Origin of the sequence: Rubritalea squalenifaciens DSM 18772 (assembly GCF_900141815.1) — a bacterium.
In the GTDB taxonomy this organism is placed as follows: Bacteria; Verrucomicrobiota; Verrucomicrobiia; order Verrucomicrobiales; family Akkermansiaceae; genus Rubritalea; species Rubritalea squalenifaciens.
In genome coordinates, this window is record NZ_FQYR01000003.1 from 98298 (window position 1) to 120622 (window position 22325).

Below are 22325 nucleotides of genomic sequence, written 5' to 3' on the forward strand. Positions count from 1 at the left end.
ATTAACATATGTTCATAATTGTAGGGTCTCACCTCCCGACTCCCCCCAACAAACATTCGCTATGATTGACGCAACATTTTACAGAAAGGTTAGAGTACTACTCGACAAGCTGGATCTTGTCTTCGAGCAGGATTGGGCGACCACCAAGCACAATCTTGATCCTTCCGTGATCCAGAATTTTGTCGATCCTGATGCCAGCTTCCTGGAGCCAGAGGGACTGAATACCCATGGCCAATGGGCTAGCCGGGATGAACTACTGACTGCCTACAATAGTGTTGTAGTGGCTCTGATGAAACTGGAGAACAGTGGGAAAATCGCTTCTGCGCCAGTTTCTGCTCAGCCAGCCCAGGGAAGTGCTCCGCAGCAGGCCGCTCCGGCTCAGCCACAGCCTGCCGCCATTCCACCAGCTTCTCAGCATTCCACGCCGATCAGTGTCTATCCGGCTGCTTCCTCACAGGCTGAATTGGCAGACAGAGCTCCAGCTCAACCAGTGCAGCAACCAGTGCCAGCTGCTCAGCAGCCTGCGGCGATGGATGTCCAGGCGCTCGCACAGCAAGCTCTTGCCCAGCAGAGTGCGCCCTCCGCAGCGGCCACACCTGTCGCTCCTTCCAATGGCGCTTCACCAGCTCTGGCGCCGAGTAATAGCCCTAAGCCATCCATCCCGAGCGGCATGCCAATGCCCAAGCCGGGCACGGGTCCTCAAGGTTTTCCAAAGTTTGGTGGCGCCAAGCTCACCGGGCTTCAGCCCATCAAGCCAGTCAAGGCTACTAGCACGCCTGTGAGTGAGCAGGCTGCAGAAGAAAAGGAAAAGGCTGCCCTAGCTGCCAATACCGGCAAAGTTCTCTTCAGCTCAGATGACGGAAAGTCAGCCGAGCAGGAGGTCAGAAAGAAGTTTGCTCACCTCCTTGACGGAGTGAAGAGCGAAACCATCCGTGATTTTGTCCTGGCGGAAGGTACCCACACGGGCACCGGAAAACCGAGTATGATCATCTACATCCCAGACAAGATCTGGCTCGAGTTTGCCTTCGATTTCGCTGAGGGTCAGCGCATTCTGAACAAGTACCCGCAGAGGGACCCTGAGCTCATCGAGTTCATGCGCTCATCCGGCCACAAAACCGAATAGATCCTGATTATCTGCATTGCCAAAAAAATGTGGCAAAAAGGGCAGAAAAACCTTGCGCGATCCTAGGAATGACCCTAGGTTGCGCCCGCACCCGAAAGGGGCCTCACTGGCAAGCAAAGATTTCAATCGCGGGATGGAGCAGCCAGGTAGCTCGTCAGGCTCATAACCTGAAGGTCGTAGGTTCAAATCCTACTCCCGTAACCAATTTAAAACGCTGTAACTCTAAGGGTTACAGCGTTTTTCTTTGCTCGTAAGGGAAGTTCGATCCTAGCAAGAATATGCAATAAAATGCAGCGAAATGAGGCTTCTATTGCATGAAGCGTTACATGAAGAATTGATCTCTATTCTGAGGCCATCCAGCGGCTGACCAACGGGTAGACCGGATCATAGCTGATAAGGCGCGAAGGTGGACTAGGTTTTACCGAGATGTAAATGAGCGGAATGTGTCGCTTAATAGTACTAGTGGACGAGTAGGTGGGCGGGGGCTACTCTGCTTGGAACCTTCGAGGAAAGACACGAATGGTGGTTAGGGGGCTTCTGGAGGATTTCTCTGCAAAAACCTTCATGTCGACAGCTGAAATACGCAGAGAGCGATTGAGGTAAGTGTGAGGCTGTTTTTCATGGAGATTGGGAATGATATGAATATTTGGTGGCGATGTATGGTGTGTAAGGATACCCCACTGCAACTAATTTTGTTAGTTGTGGGTGCTGTGACAGGATATACAATGTCGACTAGGTTAGCTGGAAGGATCAAAAATACGAGCATGGCAACATCAATGGTGATCAGCTAATATAATGAATATTGAGATTTGAGCCCAAATGTTGAGCTTGGAAAGTGTATACAAAATAGATTTTGAATCTGTTAGCCATGGTAGTTGACAGTTGCTTCTACTGAGGTATATAAATCCGCTGTATCTTGGTGTGCGAACCATAGTGTCAGACGAAAGGGCTGATTTACAGTCATGTAGATGTGGCGCAGGATGGGAATAAACTGCAAGCTTTGACTGTGAGCCGCTTCCCAAGGTTAAGCCTCGGCACCGCCTCGGCTTTTCCACAATGATACAAGAATTTCTTGTATTTCTGCAGAGAATTAAAAAAACTAACCGCTACGGCGACCACATCAAGATGCAATCTTTTGAAGACTATTTCAGCAAAAAGGCAATCATTGAGGTGTTGTGTAAACATCGCCTATCTAAAGCTAAGTCACTTCATGACAAGAGATTTCAGCGTAAGATTGTTAAGCATGATAAACGCGAATTTATACCTCAGTTGTATGAGTATTTTCCTCCCAGAAAAGAATGGCATCGGTTTAGACCCAGAAAGGCTCAACGTTCGAGAACGGGGAATCATACACTTATAGCATTGAAGCGAGCAATAGCATGGTATGAAAAAAATGAACCGAGTAAGAGTTGGTTGATAAAGCTTAATAAATTGGTGCATAACGTCCAGAGTAGGGCGTTTTTTGCAGATAGTTTTCAATTTTCTGCCCCAACTGTTAGGCCTGAACTTAAGTCAGGTAATAATTATAGAGCGATTTCTTCATTATCAAATCTTGAAGATAAAATAATTGATAATCTCAATGCAAAATACCTTCGAGAATCACTAGATGTTACGTTTGAATCATCAGCTGTTGCGTTTAGAGGAGGAGAAGGGGTAAAATTTGACAGGAATCATGCCATAGATAAAATTATTGCTTTCAGAGATAAATACCTAGGCAATCCTTTATATGTTACAGAGTGCGATATACGTGGCTTTTTTGACTGTGTTCACCATGCAGTAGCAAAAGATGCACTAGATAGAGCGGTGAAGTTGTTAGGGGCAAGAAACTCCAGTGTTACAATAGATAAAAGATCACGCAAAATTTTTGAAGCCTATCTGAAGTGTTATAGCTTCTCAAATGACGTGAAAAAAGCAGAGTCTACTCTTCAGCGAAAAGAAAAGAATAAAAAGGCAGTCTATAAGTGGCCTCTTGAAAATGATACAGGCAGCGAAGGGCCGTACTACTTGAAATATTTTTATGATAGACCAATGCAGGCTCGCATTGGTATTCCTCAAGGAGGGGCTCATTCCTGTTTGATTGCGAATCTAATTTTAGATCTAGCAGATAAAGAGACGTTACTTGCATTAAGCAGTTTTGATGAGGATAGCTTATATCTTAGATTTTGTGATGACATCATTATACTTACTCAAACTACAGAGGCCGCAGATAAATCGTTTGAAGTGTATACTAGAAGCCTTGAGTTTCTCAGACTACCTCATCATAAAGCTGTAGTATTGGAGGGGTACGGGAAAAAATTCTTTGAGGAGTCTAAAACTAAAGTTGCATTCAAATGGAATCACCAAGTTACAGAGGAGGATTATCCTTGGGTGCAATTTTTAGGGTATCAAATACGATATGATAATTATTTACGTGTTCGCCCGTCTTCGATCCGAAAACATAAAAGGAAGATGGAAAATTTGTATTTTGGTTTGAGAAATTCCCTAAAAGATAAGGATAAGAAGGTTAGTAGTAGAAGGGTGCTATACCGCTTTAACAGCAAAGTCTGGGCTTTTTCTTCGGGACGAGTGAACATTTATCTTCCAAACACCAAACCTCTTCCAATGTGCTGGTGTAGTGGATTCACAAAGTTAGCGAATCACTTGCATGATACGCGGCAAATCAGAAGTTTAGATAAGCATGTCGATAAATATCGTAGACGTATGAAAAAATTCCTTAAGAAGTCTACGGGAGGAGCTGTGGCACAGAAACGCCATAAGCACGCTTTAAGGTTTTATGGATCTCCATTCTCTCATCAAAGACAGTTTAAATTAAGCAATTGAGTTGCTTGTTGTCTATGCCGTGGCTTGAGTGCCGTCGTCGGTTTCCTCGTAGAGGTGTTGTTGGAACGAGTCGAAGAGGGACTTGATTGCGGCGGCGTCGCCTAGCTCGCTCATAGCGTCGTGAACACTGCCGTACTTGATGTTGATGAACGAGGGCAGCTTGGAGGGCTCAAGCTCCTCCGTGCCGTTCTGGATGTACGAGGAAAGGATGTAGTCGATGAAGGCCTGCTGCTTGTCCGTGTAGTGCGAGTGGATGAGGTCGGCGTGATCTTCGACGCGTTGCTCGCGGGTGAGGGGTTCGCGGGCGTAGGCGATGTGGACGAGAACGTCATAGATGTCGCTGTTCTCTGCCTCGATGAGTTTGGCCAGCTCTTTGAGCTGCACGATGCCATAGCCCTTCTCTGCGAGACCTTCTAGCAGCTTCAGGCGGGTGTTAGGGTGGCTCCATAGGGTACGAAGCTCTTGCTCGTCCTTAAAGAACTCAGGAATCTCGCCGTAGAGTTTTATGAGAAATTCCCTCGATGAAAGCGGTTTGCCGTCGGCGTCCCAGAATGAGGTTTGCACGAGGTGTTTGATGCGACGCTCTTTGCCGTCGGCTAGTTTGATTTTGAGAATGGATTGCTTGCCACAGATGCAGTCGAGTTCCCCGCATTCGGAGCATGGCTCCGTAGGTGGCTTCTCGCAGGTGCAAGGGCGGTTGCCGCATGCTTTGCAAGGCTCGCGTGGAGTGACTGGGCGCGGTTCCTCCGGCTCCAGCGGTTCGCCGTCCCACTCAGGGTCGGCGAAGTGGCGGTAGGCCTTCACGAAGTCGTGAATGGTGAAGTAGTCCTTGCCGTCGTAGAGGCGGGTTCCACGTCCGACGATCTGCTTGAACTCGATCATGGAGTTCACTGGGCGCATGAGGACGATGTGGCGGACATTGCGGGCGTCAACTCCCGTGGAGAGCTTCTGGGAGGTCGTCAGGATGGTCGGGATGGTTTTCTCGTTATCCTGGAACTGTTTGAGGTGTTGCTCGCCCAGTGCTCCGTCATCGGCTGTGACGCGGGCGCAGTAGTTGGGCTCCGTACTTGTCTTTAGCTGGTTGATGAGGTCGCGAACGGCGAGTGCGTGGAGTTGGGTGGCACAAAAGACGATGGACTTCTCGCGTTGGTCGATGGAGTTGAGGAAAATCTCGACGCGCTTCTTCTCGCGCTCCTTGATCTCGATAACCCGGTTGAAGTCTGCTTCCTCGTACACCTTGCCGACGGTGACGTCGCCTTCGATGATGTCATCGTCTGAAGTATAGACGTAGTCGTCGAGGGTGGTGGTTATCTGGTGAACTTTGAAGGGGGTGAGGAATCCGTCGTTAATGCCGTCCTTGAGCGCGTAGGTGTAGACTGGCTCGCCGAAGTAGCGGTAGGTGTCGGCATTGTGCTTACGAAGCGGGGTTGCTGTTAGCCCCAGTTGAGTCGCCGCAGAGAAGTATTCCAAGATGTCGCGCCAACTGGATTCGTCCTTGGCTCCGCCACGGTGGCACTCATCAATGATGATGAAGTCGAAGAAATCCTCCGGGTAGTCGCCGAAGTTAGGTTTTGGCTTGTCTGTCTCGTAGTCGAAACCAGCGGTGAAGGTTTGGAAGATGGTAAAGAAGACGCTGCCGTTCTTGGGGACTTTGCCCTTCTTGCGGATAGAGCTAGGGTCGATACGGACTAGGGCGTCTTCCTCGAACGCGTTGAAGGCGTTGAAGGCTTGGTCGGCAAGAATGTTGCGGTCGGCGAGAAAGAGGATGCGAGGGCGGCGTGTGGGCTCGCGGCTGGAGTTCCACTTGGCATGGAAGAGCTTCCAAGCGATTTGGAAGGCGATGGCTGTCTTGCCCGTACCCGTCGCAAGGGTGAGAAGGATACGATCTTTACCACCTGCGACGGCGTCGAGAGCACGTGTGATGGCAATGTCTTGATAGTAGCGGGGCTGCCATGCTCCGCCTTTGTCCTCGAAGGGAATGGAGGCGAAGCGGTCACGCCAATCACATTCCGTGGAGAAGGTGGCCGCCCAGAGTTCTTCAGGGGTAGGGAAGGTGTCGATCTCGCACTCCTGCCCGGTGTGCATGTCGATGCGGTAGATGCCGATCCCGTTGGTGGAGTAGGCGAAGCGGGTCTGGAGCTTGGAGGCGTATTGTTTCGCCTGCCCAACGCCTTGAGTGATTGGTAAGTCGCGCTTCTTTGCCTCGATGACTGCGAGCTTGCGGTTCCGGTGAACGAGGATGTAGTCGGCGATTTCCGGCTTTGCTCGTTTCCCAGCCCCTAGAAGGCGTCCTTGCGAAATTTGGCAGTTACGTTCGCGCAGAATCCGCGAGCGGTCAACGACGCCCCAGCCAGCCTCCTTGAGGGCGGGGTCGATCAGTTCGGCTCGGGTTTCTGCTTCGTTCATTGTTGTCTAACAGGGCTAAGTTGTGCTGTTAGTTTAGTGGAAGGTCTCTCAATGTCGATAAAATCGCTCATTTGATTAATCATTTACCCTGAGGCTGGTGGGTTATATGACACTTTACAGCTTGTATTTGGCACTATCTATGTCACACGAATTTAGCCCCACCGATCTAATCTAGTTTGAACTTCATCCTCTGGGAGCCTTGCTCCGTGTTCAATTATTAGTTTAAGTCCTTCAAATGCCCTCTTGGCAGTTACTTGTTTGGTTGAAACGAGTAAATCAAGAACCCAGAGGATACCTGAAACCTCTATGTTACTATGTTTTGCAGCGATTCTCAGTTTTCTGTCTCCTGTTAAGAGTCTCGCTCCTCTGGAATTTGCCAAGTAAAGGACGCTTCCGTCCTGAATACTTACATTGAATCTTCGTTTAAGGGCGAGAATATGATGTATATCAGTAGCTGGAATATCTTGTGTAACAATCGCTTTACTTGCTATGAGGAGACTAATTTTATTCCATTGTGACCCTCGTTTAAGTTCACTAACGACCATGTCAGTTGTTAGTGTAACTAAGCCGAGTTCAACCCATGGCTCTAATAGGTTTCCGTTAATGAGGTCGATAATTATGTTGGCATCTTTGACGACAACCGTGTTGATAGCTAGCGTCATTATTCTTCAAAGAATGGAGCGTTTAGTTGTTGGTTCGCCTCTTCAATGGAGCAGCCTAGGTAATTGGCGGCTTGAGAAATAGTTATAAGGTCTTCTCCATAAGCGCGGAATACGAGCTGTCGATATCGGACATGGGTTTCAGGAAAAATCCTACCAAGTCTATTATCCCATGGTTCTCTCTTGCGCCAATCTTTACCCGGCCCAAAGCCGAAGAACCTTCTGACATAGTCTTGCGGTAGGATATCGAGCTGTACAGCTCTCATGACGATTCCGCCCATAGAAATACCATAGCGTTTTTTGATTTCTAGGAGTTCCCCTAATGGGATACTCTTGCGTGAATTCCCTAACATGGAATAAAGAGCATTTTTCGGCAGCAGAATTGCTCCAGTGAAACCTTTGACAAACTTCTCTTCCTCTTTTTCATCCATTTGCATAGGCTCACATAAAATATGAGCTAGTTCGTGTAAGGCGGTCATACGCTTGCGTGCCGCAGTTTTTTGTGCTGACACTACAATTACAGGGCCACGGTTAGTTTCCGCAGAAAATCCATCGAACTTCTCGTCGCAATTTTTTGCATACCATACTTTGATGCCTTTTTCCTCCAATAAAGCGTGAACATTGGGGATAGGGTCTTCACCAATGTTCCACTTTTTGCGAAGTAAATCAGCCATGGCTTCGTAATCCTGAGTTAGCGAGCTTTTGATGGGAGATTCAAATTTAGGCCTTGGGTCAACGAGTTCTTCTATTTCGAAATAGCGCTCAAAGAAGTCTCGGGCTTCTTCAATAACTCTATTTTGCTCTTTTTTTGGAAGAGTGCTCATTTTACGGAAACGAATCCTATCAAGATCGACTTCAAAGTCGCGAAAAAGGTAGTCTAGTGAAACATCTAGGGCTTCTGAGAGTGCTACGAGAACTTTTGAAGAGGCCATAGATTGGCCTTTCTCATATTTTGAAAGGGCTGCAATGCTCACGATTTGGCCGATTTGCTCACGTAATTGGGCTAGTGACCAACCACGCATTTTGCGCGCTTGTTTTAGTCGTCTTCCGAAAATAGTTAGGTCGTTGCTCATAGTGGTGTTTGAGTAAATAATTCACATAATATTCACATTAATTCAATCTAAAGTTGAATAAATTGCTAAAAAGTGAATATTTTTCAACTGATTCGTTGACTTTGCGTGTAATGGTATGTAGAAACAAAAACAGGTTCCCCGCAAATTGGGAGAACCTGTTTAGAAATGAGCCTATGCAGCACTTGCGTGGGCATCGGTCAAAGTTTTGTAGCAAGAACTTTATACGACACTGGTGCTCCATGGTCAAGGGCGTAGCAGAGGCTCTCAAAAATAGAATATATTATGAGAACACTGCTGAATAAGCAGCGCGTTCGGGTTGTACCGAAAGCGCTCATGACGTCCGGGGCTGTGGAGACACGGCTCGTAGTTCCCGTGGATTTTGAATCTGACGGGGTGAAAAAATATCATTTGAAAGAGCTAAAGCGAGTAGGTGATAGCATGTTGCCTGCTGCTCATGGCCCAGCAACCAGAAGAAATATCGAAGGTCGAATCATCGTTCACAGAGATCAACCCAAAGAGCCTCATACTTGGACTCAGATTTGGGGTAGACACCAATTCTGTGGTAGAGGTCAGACTGAGTGGGTAGAAGATTATGTGTATCGTACAACCATGCGGTATCCGAGAACTCAGCTACCTGCTGAAGGGGTTGAAGTAGTGCTATTAGAGAATGCCAAAGGGGAGCGTTTTTTCTCTACCGAAGTTATACCAATTGCTGATGAAGAGCGATGGGTTACAGCTGCCAATGTCATGCTTGAGATATTCGGTTATTGCTGGGCTGTCGAAGAAACTGATCTAGAGTTGCCTTTAGTCGCTACTAGGCGGGTGAACTGGACGATATTACCTCAGGGGAGTATGCCTTGGGGGGAGGTGAAACCGAAACTGGATGAAGTGATTTCGACACTTAGAAATCCAGTGCGTCAGAACGTAGCTCAGAGAAACCTGCAACAAATCAATGATTATGAGCCAGATCAGATAGTCATAGGCCGTGGCGGGTTTGCTGGCTATGTAGGTTTCTGTTTTCCAGAAAAAGGATTCACGATTCTTGAGAGTATCCACCACAATAATGCCACCTACATCTTAGGTAGGGATTGGGAGGGGCTTTCACAGTTAAGCAAAGCTGAAATTCTTGATGGCGATCTTGCCGCTGGGCGACTGGTTCATACCTCCACATGGAGTCATGATCTAGCAGCTTGGTTTAAGCGTAACGCGGCATAGGGGACATAGTCATAGCAGGAGAGAGCGTCAGCCGTTTGGTTGACGCTCTCTTTTGATTACGAGTTGCCTGTAAACGCTTTACAGAGATTGTGGTGATATGCCAGTATTCGAGTCTATAAGACGGGAGTGAACCTGATTGGTGATTTCCTAAATATTGGCAAAAGTGAGCAGGATAGTTTTACCGTATGCTAAGGTTTTGAGGGCGCGTGTGGAGGCGATGAGCAAGGTATCTGAGTTTTGGATGCGTATTTCTATGGCAGCTTAACGCTGGGGAAATCAGCGTAATTACATACACTCTGTGTCCGCGAGCCGTCGATGAAGCTCCAGCCAATTTTTTTTGAGGAGGCGATCAGCTAGGCACGAGTTTCCACTTCGTTCAATAATGTCTAACATAAGTTGCTGTATGTCAGCAGAGGTCAAGTAGCGATGTGGATTCACTAACCATCCGATTCTTAGGTGGCTTTTTCCAAGTAAACCGCGAGTATCGAATTTACAGTCTGAAAAAGACCTTGTTGTTCACGTAGTCTGCCAACTTCCTTAGCGCCATGAAATAAATTATTCCGAACTCGGTATGTGACAAAAAGCAGAGAGGTTAAAATAAGTAACTCTTCTTGGGTCTCTTCCTTCAGAACCAAGCTCAGCGCTTCGATTTCGGGCTGCTCTCTTTTCTTAAGATTGCCTGAGTCTGGTAAAAAAGTAGACTCTAGATCGATTGCCGAATTTGAGTTTGAATAGAGGCTCCTCAGGTAGTTCAAATGATCTTGAAAATCATCTACTTCAACTAATCCACGGGTATAACTTTGATGAACATGCTCTTTGAGCTTTTTTAAGTTCACATGATTGCCGCAGGTTCGTTTCTCAAAGATATTCCACATCAGAGTAAACTCCAAAACATGCTGAATTTCCTTGCTGTCGAAGTCGGTGTGCTCGTAGCTGATTTTCTTCAGGCTTTCGTTAAGGTCAAAATCTGGAGGTGTCATTCTAATAGGCTGTGCGGAGTTAAGATAATCAAGTGAATGCTGCGTTATCGAATATTCTTAGGGTCAATAAAACCGAATGCAAAGCCTGAGTTAGATTGTGCGATCATTACAGAGGCTTCCATCCTGACATACGGGCCTTTCTCGTAATCATCTCGCTTGAAATCCTTGAGAGCTTCACGAACTTTACTTTGTTTGCGAAGGACTATACGAACTCTCTTCTCGGAACTCTTCGTTGAGGGTTTGATTCTAACTAGTCTGTGGAAGTTTTGACTGGCGCATGCTCGTATGACGCTTTCGTGCAAGCCTATAAAAAGGATGCTTCCGTCATCTAGGAGAATCACATCTCCCAAGATCGTGTTGTCAGCAGTATGGGAACGAGACACTGACAAAGACTGAAATAAATCTCTCCCTTCGGTACGATCTTTTGATATTGAAGCGCCAACCGAATTAACAAGTGGTATATTGCTGAGAAATTTCGGATATGGATAGTTAGATAACGCTTTAAGACGATTTTGAAGTGCTACCGAAAATATCGACCGAGGGGTTATCAAGCTGATCCAGTGCGCATAAAATGTTAGTCGATTTAGAATCTGTGCCGCTTCTGGAGAAACATTGTATCTGTTCGGTTCAGGATCTACTAGCCAGCATTGAAGAGTCGATTTTGGGTCATCGCTGATTACCGTTATTGTGCCATAACGCACAGCTTTGGTTTTGGATTTGTTCTTTCGATCCTCGGCCTTTTGAGCTGTCTTTTTATCCTTAATATCAGATTTATGATTAGAAACAGAGGAGGTCTTTTTTTGAATATTTTTTGAGAAAGATCCCTTATTTTCAACTTCAATATGACTTTTTCCATCACTGCCCATACAGGTAGTGAAGTCGAGCGTTTTTAGTTTTGTCGTCTCAGGTATTTTATCCCAATCACAAAAGCTCATGTCATGAAGCTTGTTGGCTATTGATAACCCAACAGCTACTCCCAAATCTTCAATTTGATGCTTCCGAAGATCCTCCCCGTCTGGAGAATATAGGGTATTATTTTTATATTCTATCCAATCTTCTAGCTCCGATAAAGATTTGTGAGTTTTTTTCGACAGTTCATCTCTATTAGACCATCCATTTTTGCCCACAATTTTCCTATTAAATAGCCAGTAGACCAGAAACTCAACAGTGGGGATTTCAACTTTTGATCCAGCTAGCTTTTCGATGTCTTCACTATTGGGGTAATTTGCTTCGAATTCGTCTTTTTCTTTTTTGTTATAGTAATCTACTTGAACCTTAATGTTTTGAGGTAAGTTATCGAAAGAGAGGTTCATTTGGAGGAGGTTTGTTGGTTGTTACGGGTGAGGTGTAAAAGCTAGTTGAACCGACGATTCATTTCTGCCACGAGAGTTTCTGATTCTTCGCGTGTTAGGTAAGGGGTTTTGACTGTGCGTGCCCAGAAGAAACCGTGTCCTAAGAGTTTGCGGATTTCTCTGGCGGAGATGTGTTGTGGATTGTCAGGGTTCGGGACTGGAGTTAGCCATTCCAAGTCGCAGTATTTCGTAGTGTCTACCGCATCAAAGTCTGGGTCGTCTTTCACTGCGCTGGTAACTCGGCCAGCGGCTACGATGCCCACGCCTTTGTGGTAGAGAAAAACGGTGTCGTTTTTGTTGAGGCGGTAGACGCATCCGTCTTGCTCATTGTAGGCTGCCACACGGCTGTTTCTGGCCATGTATTCGAGTGACCAGTTGCCGTTCATGAGGCATGTATCAAAAATAACCCCTTTGAGGTGGGCGGGGTTTTGGTGAAGGTCGTAGGGGAGAGAGAAAAACTCGAAGTAGGACTCGTCCGCGATTTCAAAAATGCGGTAAGGCACGAAGTCTATCTTCAGTCCCTTACCTTTCCAGTAGTCTACCTTTTTGGCTAAGTCTGTATTGCCAGCGTAGCCCACTAGAATGAGATGCTGATCTTTGTTGAAGGAAGACTCCGCCAGAGGTTCATCGAGTTCGAAGGTTTCCTGATGGGCTTCGGCAAGGCTACCCGACGGGAGGTTGTCCCGCTGTCCTCGATAGGTCTCGAATTTTTTGGCGATGGTGGAATAGTTCCAGTCTGCGGATTGGTCGGCATAGCGTAGAACTTGATGCACTGCGTCCCCACCAACCGTAGCACGTTTCAGCTCAAAAATAACGATATCACCATTCTTATTCAGGGCGTAGATGTCGGCCTCTTCTTGGCGCGCCCGTTCCTGAAAGAAGGGAAGGAGCTCAAGGCTTTCCATGAGTTGGTCAGCGAGTAGGTTCTCCAAGTCTTTTTCAAGTGGCAGGTGGGTAAATGGTTGGGGTTCGAGTGATTCAAATGAATCTCCGTCTTTGATGATTCGATAAAGCATGGAGGAATTTAGTTAGAAATTTTGCAAAGAGTTGTAGGTCTAGGCTTCTTAGGCGTCGGGGTTTTCGTGGGTGATGCGGTGGAAGTTTTCGGCGACGAAGGGGAGGAACTGGGGTTTGACGTGTTCGGTCTGGTCTTTGGTGCGCTTGCCGTTGAACCAGACGGTACGCTTACCAGAGTTTTTGCCGTTCTTGTTCTGGTTGGCGCGTTCGATGAACTCCTTTGAGGACATGATCCAGAGGGTGTCCATTCTTTCGGAGTAGAAGACGAACCAGTAATTCGGGCGGTACTCGTGGGTGATTGCGGCAAAGAGACCGCTGTTGCCAAATTTGGCGTCCTTAGAGCGAGCCTTGATCTGCACCTCGACGTACTGGCCGTCCGGGCGTTTGACCACGGCATCGACGGCGTCGTCGTCAACCAAGGGGAGGTAGACGTCGAGGCCTTGCTTCAGCATCAAGCCAACGACGTAGAACTCGATCCGTTTGCCAAAGGCTGCGGAGTTACGGAATGAGTTCGTAATTAAGTCACTCATAGCTTGCCGGAGAAGGCTTGGTGGAGGAGGGATTGTTTCAGCTCGGCGTAGGAGTTGAGTTGCTTCTGGTATAGTTGTTCGAGCTGGTGAGTTTCATCAGAGATCATGTCGAGTTTAGCGACGACTAAATTCTGCATATGTAATGATGGTAGATGAATAGGATAAGGATTTAGTGCGTTTTTATTTACACCGCTCTGTCCAGCAGCTCTGGATGAAGCTTTTTCGACGTATGCATACATTGCCGGTGTTCTGAGAAATGCAGCTAAGAAGTCTTTAGATATACGCCTTTCGTCAGGGATAGCCTTGATGAGAGCAACGTTGTACGCACCTTCTAGTCCTCTGAGAATCTGGAAAATTGGAGGTCCATATCTTCCGATCATGACATCATCGGTTGAACAGAACCTTCTAACCTTATCTTTATCCACATATACAATGTGTTTATCGGATTTATAATCACGTATTTGAATGAGGCGAACTCTCTCAGGAGCTGGGTCTTTATGAAATTCTGATTTTGGAGGTTGAGAGCCTCCCGTGAACTTGCAAATCTCTCCTAGGGTTGTCTCTGGCCAGTCCTCTCCTATCTTTTGAAAGGTGGATTGGAGGGTGGACTGGAAGAGTTCGCGGGCGTTATGGAGCTTGCGCTCGGTGTGGGCGATGGCGGTGGCGATGGATTCGAAGGCTTCGTCGAGGATGGCGACGATGCGCTCTTGCTCAGATAGGGGAGGGACGGGGATTTTATATTCTTTTAGTTTCGAGGCGTTAATGTTTGCCTGATTAACGCTTTTTGACATCACTGAAAAACCATGCGCGCGAGTTGTGGCACAATTTAAGAAATAGTTGAGGTATGTAGCGTTGAGTAGTTCTGAGTTAGTTTGTACTCTAATCAGGTAGCCTGCGTGAATGGCGGGTCTGGCTCCATTAAATAAAGCGGCTTTTCCGACGAGCTCGGCGCTATTGGTGCGATTAAAAAGAACATCATTTTTAACGAGCTGATACTTTTTAATTTCATCTAAATCGGAAGAGAATTTGAGATCACCCCAAATTATCTCACCGTCTTGTAAATTCCCCATTCTTAACACAGGGATCTCACCTTTTGATTCCGACTTTGATGAAGAGCCGTATTGAAAGGCGGTGCACACCTCCTTGAGTGTTTTAACAGGCCATTTACTCATTTGATAATCCCTTCAATATTTTCGAGGATGGACTCGGCCTCTTTGTCGAGATGGCGGATTTCGGCGATGATAGCGGCGGGTTCGCGTAGCGGCTCTTCCTCCGGGGTGTGCGGGTTCTTGACTGAGAGGTCGCAGGTGTCCTCAGGGATGTCTGCGCGGTCGAGGCTCCATGAGTATTCCGATGTGGCGAAGGTCTTCTGCTTTTCGATGAAGTCGGCAAGGTCGGTGTCGTTAAGCGGGTTGGTCTTGCCAAGGCGGCGTCCAAGCTTTTCCTCGCTGAGCTGGTAGAACCATGTCTTGCGGGTGGGTGCGCCTTTCTCAAAGAAGAGCACGACGGTCTTGACGCCCGCGCCTTGGAAGGTGCCGCCGGGGCAGTCCAACACGGTGTGGAGGTTGCACGAGTCCAGGAGTTCGCGGCGGAGGGCAACGGAGGCGTTGTCCGAGTTGCTCAGGAAGGTGTTCTTGATGACGACGGCGGCGCGGCCACCGGCACGAAGTGAGCGGATGAAGTGCTGGAGGAAGAGGAAGGCGGTCTCGCCCGTCTTGATCGGGAAGTTCTGCTGGACTTCTTTGCGCTCTTTGCCGCCGAAGGGCGGGTTGGCTAGAATGAGGTCGAAGCGGTCTTTCTCCTGAATGTCTTGGTCGTGGTCGGCAAGGGTATTGCCGTGGATGATGTTAGGGGTTTCCACGCCATGCAGGATGAGGTTCATGATGGCGATGACGTAGGCGAGGGATTTCTTCTCCTTGCCGTAGAGGGTGGAAGTCTGGAGTGTCTGGAGCTGGGAGGCGGTGAGCCCCTTGGTGGCGCGTAGGTGGTCGTAGGCCTCGCAGAGGAAGCCAGCGGAGCCGCAAGCGCCATCGTAGACGCGTTCTCCAATCTTGGGCTGGCATACCTCGATCATGGCGCGGATGAGCGGGCGGGGGGTGTAGTATTCGCCGCCGTTGCGGCCAGCGTTGCCCATGTTCTTGATGCGGGTCTCGTAGAGGTCTGAAAGCTCGTGCTTTTGCTTCTGCGAGCGGAACTGAAGGGAGTCGATGAGGTCAAGCGCCTCGCGGAGGGAATAGCCGGACTGGAACTTATTGGTAATCTCGCCGAAAATCTCACCGATCTTGTACTCGATGGTGTCCGGGGAGGCGGCACGCTGTTTGAAGCCCTTGAGGTAGGGGAAGAGCTGAAGGTTTACGAAGTCGATGAGGTCTGAGCCCGTGAGGGCTGTGTTGTGGTCGATCTCGCCGGAGGCGTTCTTCGGGGCAGCCCATGCAGACCAGCGGAATTTCTCCTCGATAATGGGGGAGTAGTCCCTGCCTTCAAGAATGGCGTGCTGGGCTTTGTCCTGCTCCAAGTCGTCCAAGTATTTGAGGAAGAGGAGCCATGAGGTCTGCTCGGTATAGTCTAGCTCAGATGAGCACCCAGCCTCTTTCCAGAGGACGTCGTCTAGGTTCTTGAAGGTCTGTTCAAACACGGGACGAATCTAGGACGAACAAGGGCGGATGGAGAAGAAGGAATTTCGGGAAAGTGAGGGTGTGGGCTTACTTAATCTTGATGTCCATGCGGTAGGTGCGGAGGAAGCCTAGCTTCTTGTCTAGGACGGCGAAGGCGTCGGTGGTGCTGCCGCGTTTGAAGTCACGGTACGCGCTGGCGGCTTTTCCGAGCGCACTGGGGGTGATAGTGAAGCGCGATGTGCTGGGGCTTACAACGGGGATGGAGGCCTTGCCCCACTCCCCGCAGTCGATGCGCAGGCGGGTCTTGGTAAGGTGGCACTGGATGGCGCGGACGCCACGGCCTCTGATAGCTCGCTTGAGCGAGGTGGTCGCTTTTGAGAACTCTACTTCGTCGAGACTGAATTTGATGAGTGGCATGGTTATTCGGGGGTGAAGAAATAGGCGCGGTTGCCTTTCCTTGGCAAAGGACTGAGCAACTTTTAAAGGCGATCTATATGGACTCCTCTGGCGACGAGGTACTTGTATAGTTGTTTGTCGGCTATCATGGATTTAACCACTAAATTGTATGCAATGTGGTGAGCACTAGCTTTGATCTTCGCCTGTATTAGATGCACGACGATAGTTCCGAGCACCAGAGCTAGAACACCCCAGATTATTGATGAGGTCGTTTCGATAAAACCTATGATGACTCCAAGTGGAAAACTTCCTAGTACTGCTAGGAATCCGAATCCAGCTAAAAGCGACACGAGATCATGCTGCTTATCCAAGAGTTCGACAGCTTCTCTTCCTATGATTCGAGAATCATGTTTCAGTATGTGATATGCGTCTGATTCTTTTAGATCGACAATGGCCTGCTTGCCTTGGATTGCTTTGATGAATTTTTTGTGTCCCAGAGGTTTTGGATCTGCTGTCATCTTATTACTTTCTTAAGAGATGCGTCGCCTTAGGCGGGGAAGTTCATTAACTCGTAAACCGCGAATTGGAGCGCCATCCATACTATGACGGGAACTAGCAGGTTTTCAGAGAACCCGACCAAGAAAGTGTATTTCCTTCTCAGATTTCCAATAGCTGCTATGACACCTGCTGCGAGGTATGGCAGCAACAGAAACTGACCAAACAGAAGGCCTATAGATCTGGTAAAGCCCACTCTGTCTGGGGAAAAGTTGGCGTTGATGCCAGCTCCTACGCATAGGGTGATTATTGATATCAAAATAATCCAGAAGACATGGTCTCCAGTGGTCGTGGCTTTTTTCTCCTCACTCATACTAGGGGTGCGTTGGTTGTTGCCTTTGTTACCGCAGAGAGCGCTATATAAGTTAGACAACGGTTTTTATTAGGTTCAGGTGGTTTAAAAACTCCCACTTCAAGTCGAACCAGAGCCCCGAAGGTGGCCTCCGGGGTGTTCGTAAGATCGAGCAAGCACGATCCGCGCACACCTTTACCACTGGGGCTCTTGTATGCGAGTGCGCCACCCCAAGAGACCGCATGGTCTTGGAGTGCCGTTTATCGACTGGCACAGTCGACTTGCTCGACAGACTTACGAAGGTCTGGCTCTCTATTTGGTGAGAGCGGAATTAATGTAAGACGGCATGGACGATATGAAAAGCTCAAACCATGTCGCCGATGTCGTGTTGTGGTCGTAACTGGGGAAATCCGCGTTTTTTTGGGGCAAAATGAGCTGGTTTATCCTACTACGGGGAGACGGAGCTTAGATTTGTTTGCGGACAACATTAGGAATGTGCGGCTCGTGATAAATTTGAGAGACTTTTTTCAGGATGGTCTTCAGGTAGTAGAGTTGTTGTGTTGTTGGCGTGAAGTCAGGGCGACCTGATAGGAGTACGTCTTCCAGTGTGATGTCGGCTTGTTTAACTGTGTTGCTCGCCCATTTTTCCTTTGGGCACCAACCGCTGACCATGAAAGTTAGGTCGTTGGTATAGTGGGCGTAGCCAAGGCCGATGACATCGTCTTGAAATTTCTGAATGAGGGGTTGGCGGGAAACCGTATGAGCTTTCCCCGCGTAATGCCTCCAGCGAGGGTCAACGGTTTCGACTAGGGATGGGATATGTAGCAGTGAGTTATGGTCTTTCATGCTTTGTGTGGAGTATTAGGTCTATTAGTTGCTTGAACGAGGGGCTGACGGTGGATCACGTGTCATTCTCGCTTATAAGGTTCTGAGATTGTGAGACGCAGGTGGGGCAGGGTAGGCTAGAAAGCCGCCTACCCGCCCCAGCCCCAATGCAACGAGACGTTTGAGACTGGTGATTTGAGACGCTACAAGCCTTGATAGATATAGCTTTGCGGCTTTTGTCTCAAAATCTCGTTGCATGAGGGGTGATTATGAGACGTTGTCTTTAGGCGGGACGTCATCCAACCTTTCGGCGATCTTCAGAAGCCCGTCTTCGGATTCTTCAATGTGTCCTGTTTCTGTGGCTGAAGTGACCGCCCTGTATGCGGTAGACTTACTGATACCTAATGCGCTCTGAAGCTCTTTGCTGAAGTCTGAGAGTTTCATTTCGCCGTGCTCTTCCATAATGCGCAGAATGTCTTCTGTGGTCGCTTTCTTTGGAGCTCCGCTAGCGCCTTTGAGGTCGCTGGGATCTTCGTCTACTTGGACGAAGGCGGGGAAGTCGAAACGCCAGACTGTGCTGTCGGGCTTTGGGTAATGGCGCAGTGTTGATTCTAGGGTGTAGTGGCGCTCGGTCTTGTGCTCCGTGAGCGTAAGAAGTGCGTCTGGGTCGCGAGCCCACGCTCCCGCACCTGAAGCCCTGTCGATCTGCGCGGTGTTCGCCTTTGAGCCTTTCGAGAAGTGATGGGCAAAGGCAACCAAGGCGTTAGTCGTGCGTGCGATCTCGGAGATATTGAGGAGCATGTCTGCTACCTGACCGTTAGAGTTCTCGTCGACGTCACCAAGCATCCTGTAGATGGGGTCTAGAATAATGAGGTCGTAGTCGCCAAGACCTTGAATGTGGGTGGAGAGGTCTTTCCAGTTGAGACGGTGGCCAGCAAGGTTCAGGAAGTCGATGTTAGGTGACGTTGCCTTGGAGATCCGGCAACGGTCACGCATGCGCCAGTCGCTAATCTCCATATTTACGATCAGCACTTTTCCCTTTTTGCAGCGGAAGTTGAACCAAAAGCCGCCCTCGGCGACGGCGATTGCCAACTGAAGCATAGCCCACGTTTTACCAGCCTTGCTCCCACCGGAAAGCATTAGCTTTTCACCTCTTGCCGCGACATTCTCGATTACGTCCTCCGCGTGCTCGGGCTGTGACCTAAGCATTTCGGCATAAGTCACAGGTTGAGGAAGTGTCGCCCGGGGCTTCAGCTTCCTACTGGGGTCTGGGGTGTAGTTGGCAAGGGTGCGAGCGTAATAAAGCACAGTGCCGAAGCTGTGCTGCTCGGTGCGATGTCTTGCCTTATCCGTGTATTCTCCTGGGCTTTGTTCAGGAAGGTGCTCGTGAAGTAGCTCCCGTCCTTGTTCCCCGTAGGAATTAAGCATGCCGGATGTGATGACGAGCCAGACAGGGTAGTCTAACTGTGTACCTCCTGCTGTTGCTTCGGAGATCGCTTGAAGTGCCTCATTGCCTACACTCAGCGGGTACTCTGGTGGATGCGTGATGGAGAGCAGGGCTGCTGCGGGCTGTGAATCCTGCTGTGGGGCTTCTGTTGCCAAGGTTGGGTCAATCTTTAATGCGGGGAGAGACTGGTCAATCCAAGCATCAGGGTCGTGGGCGAGAAACCTAAGTCGCGTGGGCTCACTGGTGCAGCTTTTGTCTGTGACGATTCCAACCTCTTGCAAGAGAGCTTCTGCTGTGCCGTGGGCTGCCCTATGGTTGCGGTCTGAGTTTACCTCAGGGCAATAAAAAAGCACCGCAACACCTTCACCACCCACAGAGCGGAAACTTCCGCAACACTGAGGCATGCTGCGTACCTTCGCTTTGATCTCTTCGACTGTTAGGTCTGGGTTGTCCTTTCCGTCTACGTCCAAGCAGATGATGCCTGTGTACGCAACGATATCACCTTTTTTGTTGAGGTGAACGGCGGGCGTAATAGCTGGCATTGCCTTTTTCTTGAGAGTTTTGCGTTCGTCATCTGAAAGGCTCTTATTGCGGACTTTCCGGGTTTTTCTCTCCAAAGGTTCAGAGGTGCGAATCTCATGAATGGAGTCGGCTAGCGTGTACGTTTTAGGCGTCCTGTTATTCGCGGACGGAAAGCGGGTGACTTTGAATTCTGATAGATTATTATTCGTTTTCACTTTAGGTAAATAGATGTGAAAACGCCTCTTGCCTGTTGAGGGTGAATGTACTACGCTACGGTTATATTGAGACTAACCAAAAAGCGCGTTCGCCTTCACGGGCAAGCGCGTTTTCGGTTGTTAGGCATTTGAACCAAAGCGTTTGATAAGAGCTTTGCGGACTGCTTGAGGGTCTAGGAAGACGCGCCTACCCACTGTGATTTGTGGGATGAAGCCACGAGAGCGCCACTCGTCAAAAGTACGGCGACAAGGGCGGCCTTCCTTGTCAGGGAAAACGGCTTCGATACAGGCGTTGATGCCTAGCAATACAGGCTCATGTGATTGATTATAATTTTGGTCATTGTTCATTTTGTAAGTGCTCTACGGAATGATGTAGTGAACAGTGCACTTACCCTAGAGTGTCTTAAGAGATACTGGACCTCAGCACTTTTGGCTGGCGTGTAACCAACTTGATGACCTTTCAAGCCTGCGGATGTTGCAACAAACTTCTAACTGTTCGGTTTTGAAGTGTGCGAGATGCTGACGAATACATCACATCTCTCAACGGATGCTTGAGGTTGCATGTAAAAGCAAAATCAGTCAACATTTATATTTGTAACTGGCTTATATTTAGTTGACTATGCAAAATCTGCATTATTTTTAAAGGATTGTGAGTTAGCAAGTTGTACCTTTGATGGATGAGTAGGCGATAGACCGCATTTTTTTAGATAGCTCTGTACCTAAAGTTGTCTAGACGCAGATTTGACTGAATGGCCGAGTTGGTTTTTGAACATGGAATTAGTGAGAAGAATTCATTGCCGTCTTCTGCGGGACTGTGCCTGAGATAGTGCTTCTTCACGATACTCTCTGAATTGCCCGCTTGTAATGCTGCGTCACCTGCTGAGCGGTGTACGGCCACATGGTATGATATGAAGCTGTGTCTGGTTTCGTCGTGCTGGAGTTTGAACTTGGCTCTTACGGCTTTGTTCATCCTGTCGAAATTTTTTGGAATGATAGGGTACTCGGCAAAAGCAGTAAGCCACTGGGCAAGGTTCTCTGAAATGTGGACTTTGCGCTCTTCCTTGGTTTTCGAGATCTTGGCGGTGATATTGATCGTTCTGGTTTTCAGGTCGATTAAGCCATCTTCCTCGGCGTACTGATCGAGGGCTTTCATTTCTCCAGATGGGCGGATACCTGCAAAATAGGCTAGGGCATAGTATTTCACGAGTTCGGGGCAATCTTCCATCAGGTGGGTGAACAAGGCGGCTACCTGCTTAGGATCGGTTGTAGCAATGGGTTTGCGCTGTTCCGCTACCTGCTTGGCTGTAAAGATGCGGACGCCCTCAACGGGATTTACGAATAGCCACGGGCGATTAGTGCTCATGTCCTTTTCTCCTGACCATGCGAAAAAGTGGTTCAAGTCGTTTCGGTAGTTGTTCCATGTCTTACGGGAGGCCTTAGAGATGCCGTCTTTAGCTCTGAGAGCTTTAAGGAAGCTAAGAACTTTTTGCTGGGTGCATTCGTGCACAGGAACATCACCTACGTGTTCATAGAAGAGTTTAAGGGAACTGCGCTTCTGGATGAGCGTACGCGGGCGCAGTGTCTCGGCTTGGTCTTCGAGATAGATTTCAATGGCTTCAGTCAAGGGGAGGGCGAACTCTGGCGGGCGGTGGTTGTCTAGAAAGAAGGATACGACCTCGGAGAGGTTATATGTTGAGCCTAGAGCTTTGAATGCCTTCTCGGCTTCGTCGAGCTGCTCTTCTGTTAGCGTGGTTTGACGTGATCGCTTGGCGGCTTGGTCGTTGTTCAATTCAAGTGTCTTGTCGGCGATGAATACGTCGGCGTCTTTCTCGCTCTTAAACTGTTTGCGCTGCCACTTGCCGTTCTCTTTCCAGCCCTGAACGATAAAGGTGGTGTAGTACTTACCGTTGGCCGCTTGGTATTGATAAGGACGTTTCTTAAGGGTTATTTTGGAGGCTTCGCTCATGCTTGCAGGCTATTGCATTTTACACCATTTACAAGCATTCATTGCATGAATAACTACATGAAGTTCTGTGATCCCTTTAAGTTGTGTTTATGATGTCAGGCTCATAACCTGAAGGTCGTAGGTTCAAATCCTACTCCCGTAACCAATTTAAAACGCTGTAACTCTAAGGGTTGCAGCGTTTTTCTTTGCCCGTCTTGCTTGGTTGGCAAGTGGCCCAATCTGGTCTGAAATGCACCAAAATGCAGGTTTTTGGCGTTTCTATTGCCCCCCTATAAACATGGGATTTTAACCCGCTATTCTGTCAGAAGATTCCCTCA

At 48.5% G+C, this 22325-nt stretch carries 19 protein-coding genes and 1 tRNA gene; 4 read left to right on the plus strand and 16 right to left on the minus strand.

Going from position 1 to position 22325, the window contains the following annotated elements:
* Positions 1-61 precede the first annotated feature (61 nt).
* The 3 genes from BUB27_RS05835 to BUB27_RS05845 all read left to right on the plus strand — a co-directional run bounded on the left by BUB27_RS05835 (position 62) and on the right by BUB27_RS05845 (position 3943).
* On the plus strand, positions 62-1123 hold the full coding sequence (locus BUB27_RS05835) for a hypothetical protein (RefSeq protein WP_143158638.1): 1062 nt from the start codon (positions 62-64) through the stop codon (positions 1121-1123).
* 127 nt (positions 1124-1250) lie between these two features.
* A tRNA-Met gene (locus tag BUB27_RS05840) sits at positions 1251-1327 on the plus strand.
* A gap of 921 nt (positions 1328-2248) precedes the next feature.
* Positions 2249-3943: a reverse transcriptase family protein gene (locus BUB27_RS05845; protein ID WP_159434824.1), complete on the plus strand. Its 1695-nt coding sequence runs from the start codon at positions 2249-2251 to the stop codon at positions 3941-3943.
* 12 nt (positions 3944-3955) lie between these two features.
* Here BUB27_RS05845 and hsdR read toward each other — a convergent pair whose 3' ends face one another.
* The 3 genes from hsdR to BUB27_RS05860 all read right to left on the minus strand — a co-directional run bounded on the left by hsdR (position 3956) and on the right by BUB27_RS05860 (position 8081).
* Positions 3956-6349 (minus strand): EcoAI/FtnUII family type I restriction enzme subunit R, encoded by a 2394-nt coding sequence (gene hsdR / locus BUB27_RS05850; protein ID WP_143158640.1) that lies wholly within the window; start codon positions 6347-6349, stop codon positions 3956-3958.
* A gap of 152 nt (positions 6350-6501) precedes the next feature.
* A complete protein-coding gene (locus BUB27_RS05855) occupies positions 6502-7011 on the minus strand; it encodes a PIN domain-containing protein (protein ID WP_143158641.1) in 510 nt (169 codons plus the stop codon).
* The gene (locus BUB27_RS05860) at positions 7011-8081 is read right to left on the minus strand and encodes a helix-turn-helix domain-containing protein (protein ID WP_143158642.1); all 1071 of its coding nucleotides are present in this window, start codon (positions 8079-8081) and stop codon (positions 7011-7013) included. The genes BUB27_RS05855 and BUB27_RS05860 overlap by 1 nt, the downstream gene beginning before the upstream one ends.
* 282 nt (positions 8082-8363) lie before the next feature.
* On the opposite strand from BUB27_RS05860, the gene BUB27_RS05865 reads away from it, so the two are divergent.
* A complete protein-coding gene (locus BUB27_RS05865) occupies positions 8364-9296 on the plus strand; it encodes a hypothetical protein (RefSeq protein ID WP_143158643.1) in 933 nt (310 codons plus the stop codon).
* A 452-nt stretch (positions 9297-9748) separates the two neighbouring features.
* Here the strand turns inward: BUB27_RS05865 and BUB27_RS05870 are convergent, their stop codons facing one another.
* The 13 genes from BUB27_RS05870 to BUB27_RS05930 all read right to left on the minus strand — a co-directional run bounded on the left by BUB27_RS05870 (position 9749) and on the right by BUB27_RS05930 (position 22008).
* A complete protein-coding gene (locus BUB27_RS05870) occupies positions 9749-10276 on the minus strand; it encodes a hypothetical protein (protein WP_143158644.1) in 528 nt (175 codons plus the stop codon).
* A 44-nt stretch (positions 10277-10320) separates the two neighbouring features.
* Entirely contained in the window at positions 10321-11589 is a 1269-nt protein-coding gene (locus BUB27_RS05875; protein WP_143158645.1) for a hypothetical protein, read from the minus strand.
* A gap of 41 nt (positions 11590-11630) precedes the next feature.
* The gene (locus tag BUB27_RS05880; RefSeq protein ID WP_143158646.1) at positions 11631-12644 is read right to left on the minus strand and encodes a PDDEXK family nuclease; all 1014 of its coding nucleotides are present in this window, start codon (positions 12642-12644) and stop codon (positions 11631-11633) included.
* 48 nt (positions 12645-12692) lie between these two features.
* Positions 12693-13175 carry a hypothetical protein gene (locus BUB27_RS05885; RefSeq protein WP_200797077.1) on the minus strand — a complete coding sequence of 161 codons (483 nt, stop codon included), beginning with the start codon at positions 13173-13175 and terminating at the stop codon, positions 12693-12695.
* Positions 13172-14347 carry a restriction endonuclease subunit S gene (locus tag BUB27_RS05890; protein WP_143158647.1) on the minus strand — a complete coding sequence of 392 codons (1176 nt, stop codon included), beginning with the start codon at positions 14345-14347 and terminating at the stop codon, positions 13172-13174. The genes BUB27_RS05885 and BUB27_RS05890 overlap by 4 nt, the downstream gene beginning before the upstream one ends.
* Positions 14344-15810 (minus strand): class I SAM-dependent DNA methyltransferase, encoded by a 1467-nt coding sequence (locus BUB27_RS05895; protein ID WP_143158648.1) that lies wholly within the window; start codon positions 15808-15810, stop codon positions 14344-14346. Before BUB27_RS05895 ends, BUB27_RS05890 begins: the two co-directional genes overlap by 4 nt.
* A 67-nt stretch (positions 15811-15877) precedes the next feature.
* Positions 15878-16207: a hypothetical protein gene (locus BUB27_RS05900; RefSeq protein ID WP_143158649.1), complete on the minus strand. Its 330-nt coding sequence runs from the start codon at positions 16205-16207 to the stop codon at positions 15878-15880.
* Positions 16208-16269: 62 nt separating this feature from the next.
* Complete coding sequence (locus BUB27_RS05905; RefSeq protein ID WP_143158650.1) at positions 16270-16704, minus strand: hypothetical protein; 435 nt, start codon at positions 16702-16704, stop codon at positions 16270-16272.
* A gap of 29 nt (positions 16705-16733) precedes the next feature.
* The gene (locus tag BUB27_RS05910) at positions 16734-17054 is read right to left on the minus strand and encodes a hypothetical protein (protein WP_143158651.1); all 321 of its coding nucleotides are present in this window, start codon (positions 17052-17054) and stop codon (positions 16734-16736) included.
* Between the two features lie 444 nt (positions 17055-17498).
* Positions 17499-17879 (minus strand): hypothetical protein, encoded by a 381-nt coding sequence (locus tag BUB27_RS05915; protein ID WP_143158652.1) that lies wholly within the window; start codon positions 17877-17879, stop codon positions 17499-17501.
* Positions 17880-18125: 246 nt separating this feature from the next.
* A complete protein-coding gene (locus tag BUB27_RS05920; RefSeq protein ID WP_143158653.1) occupies positions 18126-20042 on the minus strand; it encodes an AAA family ATPase in 1917 nt (638 codons plus the stop codon).
* A gap of 120 nt (positions 20043-20162) precedes the next feature.
* Positions 20163-20390: a hypothetical protein gene (locus BUB27_RS05925; protein WP_143158654.1), complete on the minus strand. Its 228-nt coding sequence runs from the start codon at positions 20388-20390 to the stop codon at positions 20163-20165.
* 355 nt (positions 20391-20745) lie between these two features.
* Complete coding sequence (locus tag BUB27_RS05930) at positions 20746-22008, minus strand: tyrosine-type recombinase/integrase (RefSeq protein ID WP_143158655.1); 1263 nt, start codon at positions 22006-22008, stop codon at positions 20746-20748.
* Positions 22009-22325: the final 317 nt, after the last annotated feature.

What these genes read in the sequence shown, in the direction of transcription:
- BUB27_RS05900 (WP_143158649.1), bottom strand. Translation starts at nt 16,207, where the DNA reads ATGCCACTCATCAAATTCAGTCTCGACGAAGTAGAGTTCTCAAAAGCG.
- BUB27_RS05890 (WP_143158647.1), bottom strand. Translation starts at nt 14,347, where the DNA reads ATGAGTAAATGGCCTGTTAAAACACTCAAGGAGGTGTGCACCGCCTTT.
- BUB27_RS05835 (WP_143158638.1), top strand. Translation starts at nt 62, where the DNA reads ATGATTGACGCAACATTTTACAGAAAGGTTAGAGTACTACTCGACAAG.
- BUB27_RS05910 (WP_143158651.1), bottom strand. Translation starts at nt 17,054, where the DNA reads ATGAGTGAGGAGAAAAAAGCCACGACCACTGGAGACCATGTCTTCTGG.
- hsdR (WP_143158640.1), bottom strand. Translation starts at nt 6,349, where the DNA reads ATGAACGAAGCAGAAACCCGAGCCGAACTGATCGACCCCGCCCTCAAG.
- BUB27_RS05870 (WP_143158644.1), bottom strand. Translation starts at nt 10,276, where the DNA reads ATGACACCTCCAGATTTTGACCTTAACGAAAGCCTGAAGAAAATCAGC.
- BUB27_RS05885 (WP_200797077.1), bottom strand. Translation starts at nt 13,175, where the DNA reads ATGAGTGACTTAATTACGAACTCATTCCGTAACTCCGCAGCCTTTGGC.
- BUB27_RS05875 (WP_143158645.1), bottom strand. Translation starts at nt 11,589, where the DNA reads ATGAACCTCTCTTTCGATAACTTACCTCAAAACATTAAGGTTCAAGTA.
- BUB27_RS05930 (WP_143158655.1), bottom strand. Translation starts at nt 22,008, where the DNA reads ATGAGCGAAGCCTCCAAAATAACCCTTAAGAAACGTCCTTATCAATAC.
- BUB27_RS05880 (WP_143158646.1), bottom strand. Translation starts at nt 12,644, where the DNA reads ATGCTTTATCGAATCATCAAAGACGGAGATTCATTTGAATCACTCGAA.
- BUB27_RS05925 (WP_143158654.1), bottom strand. Translation starts at nt 20,390, where the DNA reads ATGAACAATGACCAAAATTATAATCAATCACATGAGCCTGTATTGCTA.
- BUB27_RS05855 (WP_143158641.1), bottom strand. Translation starts at nt 7,011, where the DNA reads ATGACGCTAGCTATCAACACGGTTGTCGTCAAAGATGCCAACATAATT.
- BUB27_RS05845 (WP_159434824.1), top strand. Translation starts at nt 2,249, where the DNA reads ATGCAATCTTTTGAAGACTATTTCAGCAAAAAGGCAATCATTGAGGTG.
- BUB27_RS05905 (WP_143158650.1), bottom strand. Translation starts at nt 16,704, where the DNA reads ATGACAGCAGATCCAAAACCTCTGGGACACAAAAAATTCATCAAAGCA.
- BUB27_RS05915 (WP_143158652.1), bottom strand. Translation starts at nt 17,879, where the DNA reads ATGAAAGACCATAACTCACTGCTACATATCCCATCCCTAGTCGAAACC.
- BUB27_RS05865 (WP_143158643.1), top strand. Translation starts at nt 8,364, where the DNA reads ATGAGAACACTGCTGAATAAGCAGCGCGTTCGGGTTGTACCGAAAGCG.
- BUB27_RS05860 (WP_143158642.1), bottom strand. Translation starts at nt 8,081, where the DNA reads ATGAGCAACGACCTAACTATTTTCGGAAGACGACTAAAACAAGCGCGC.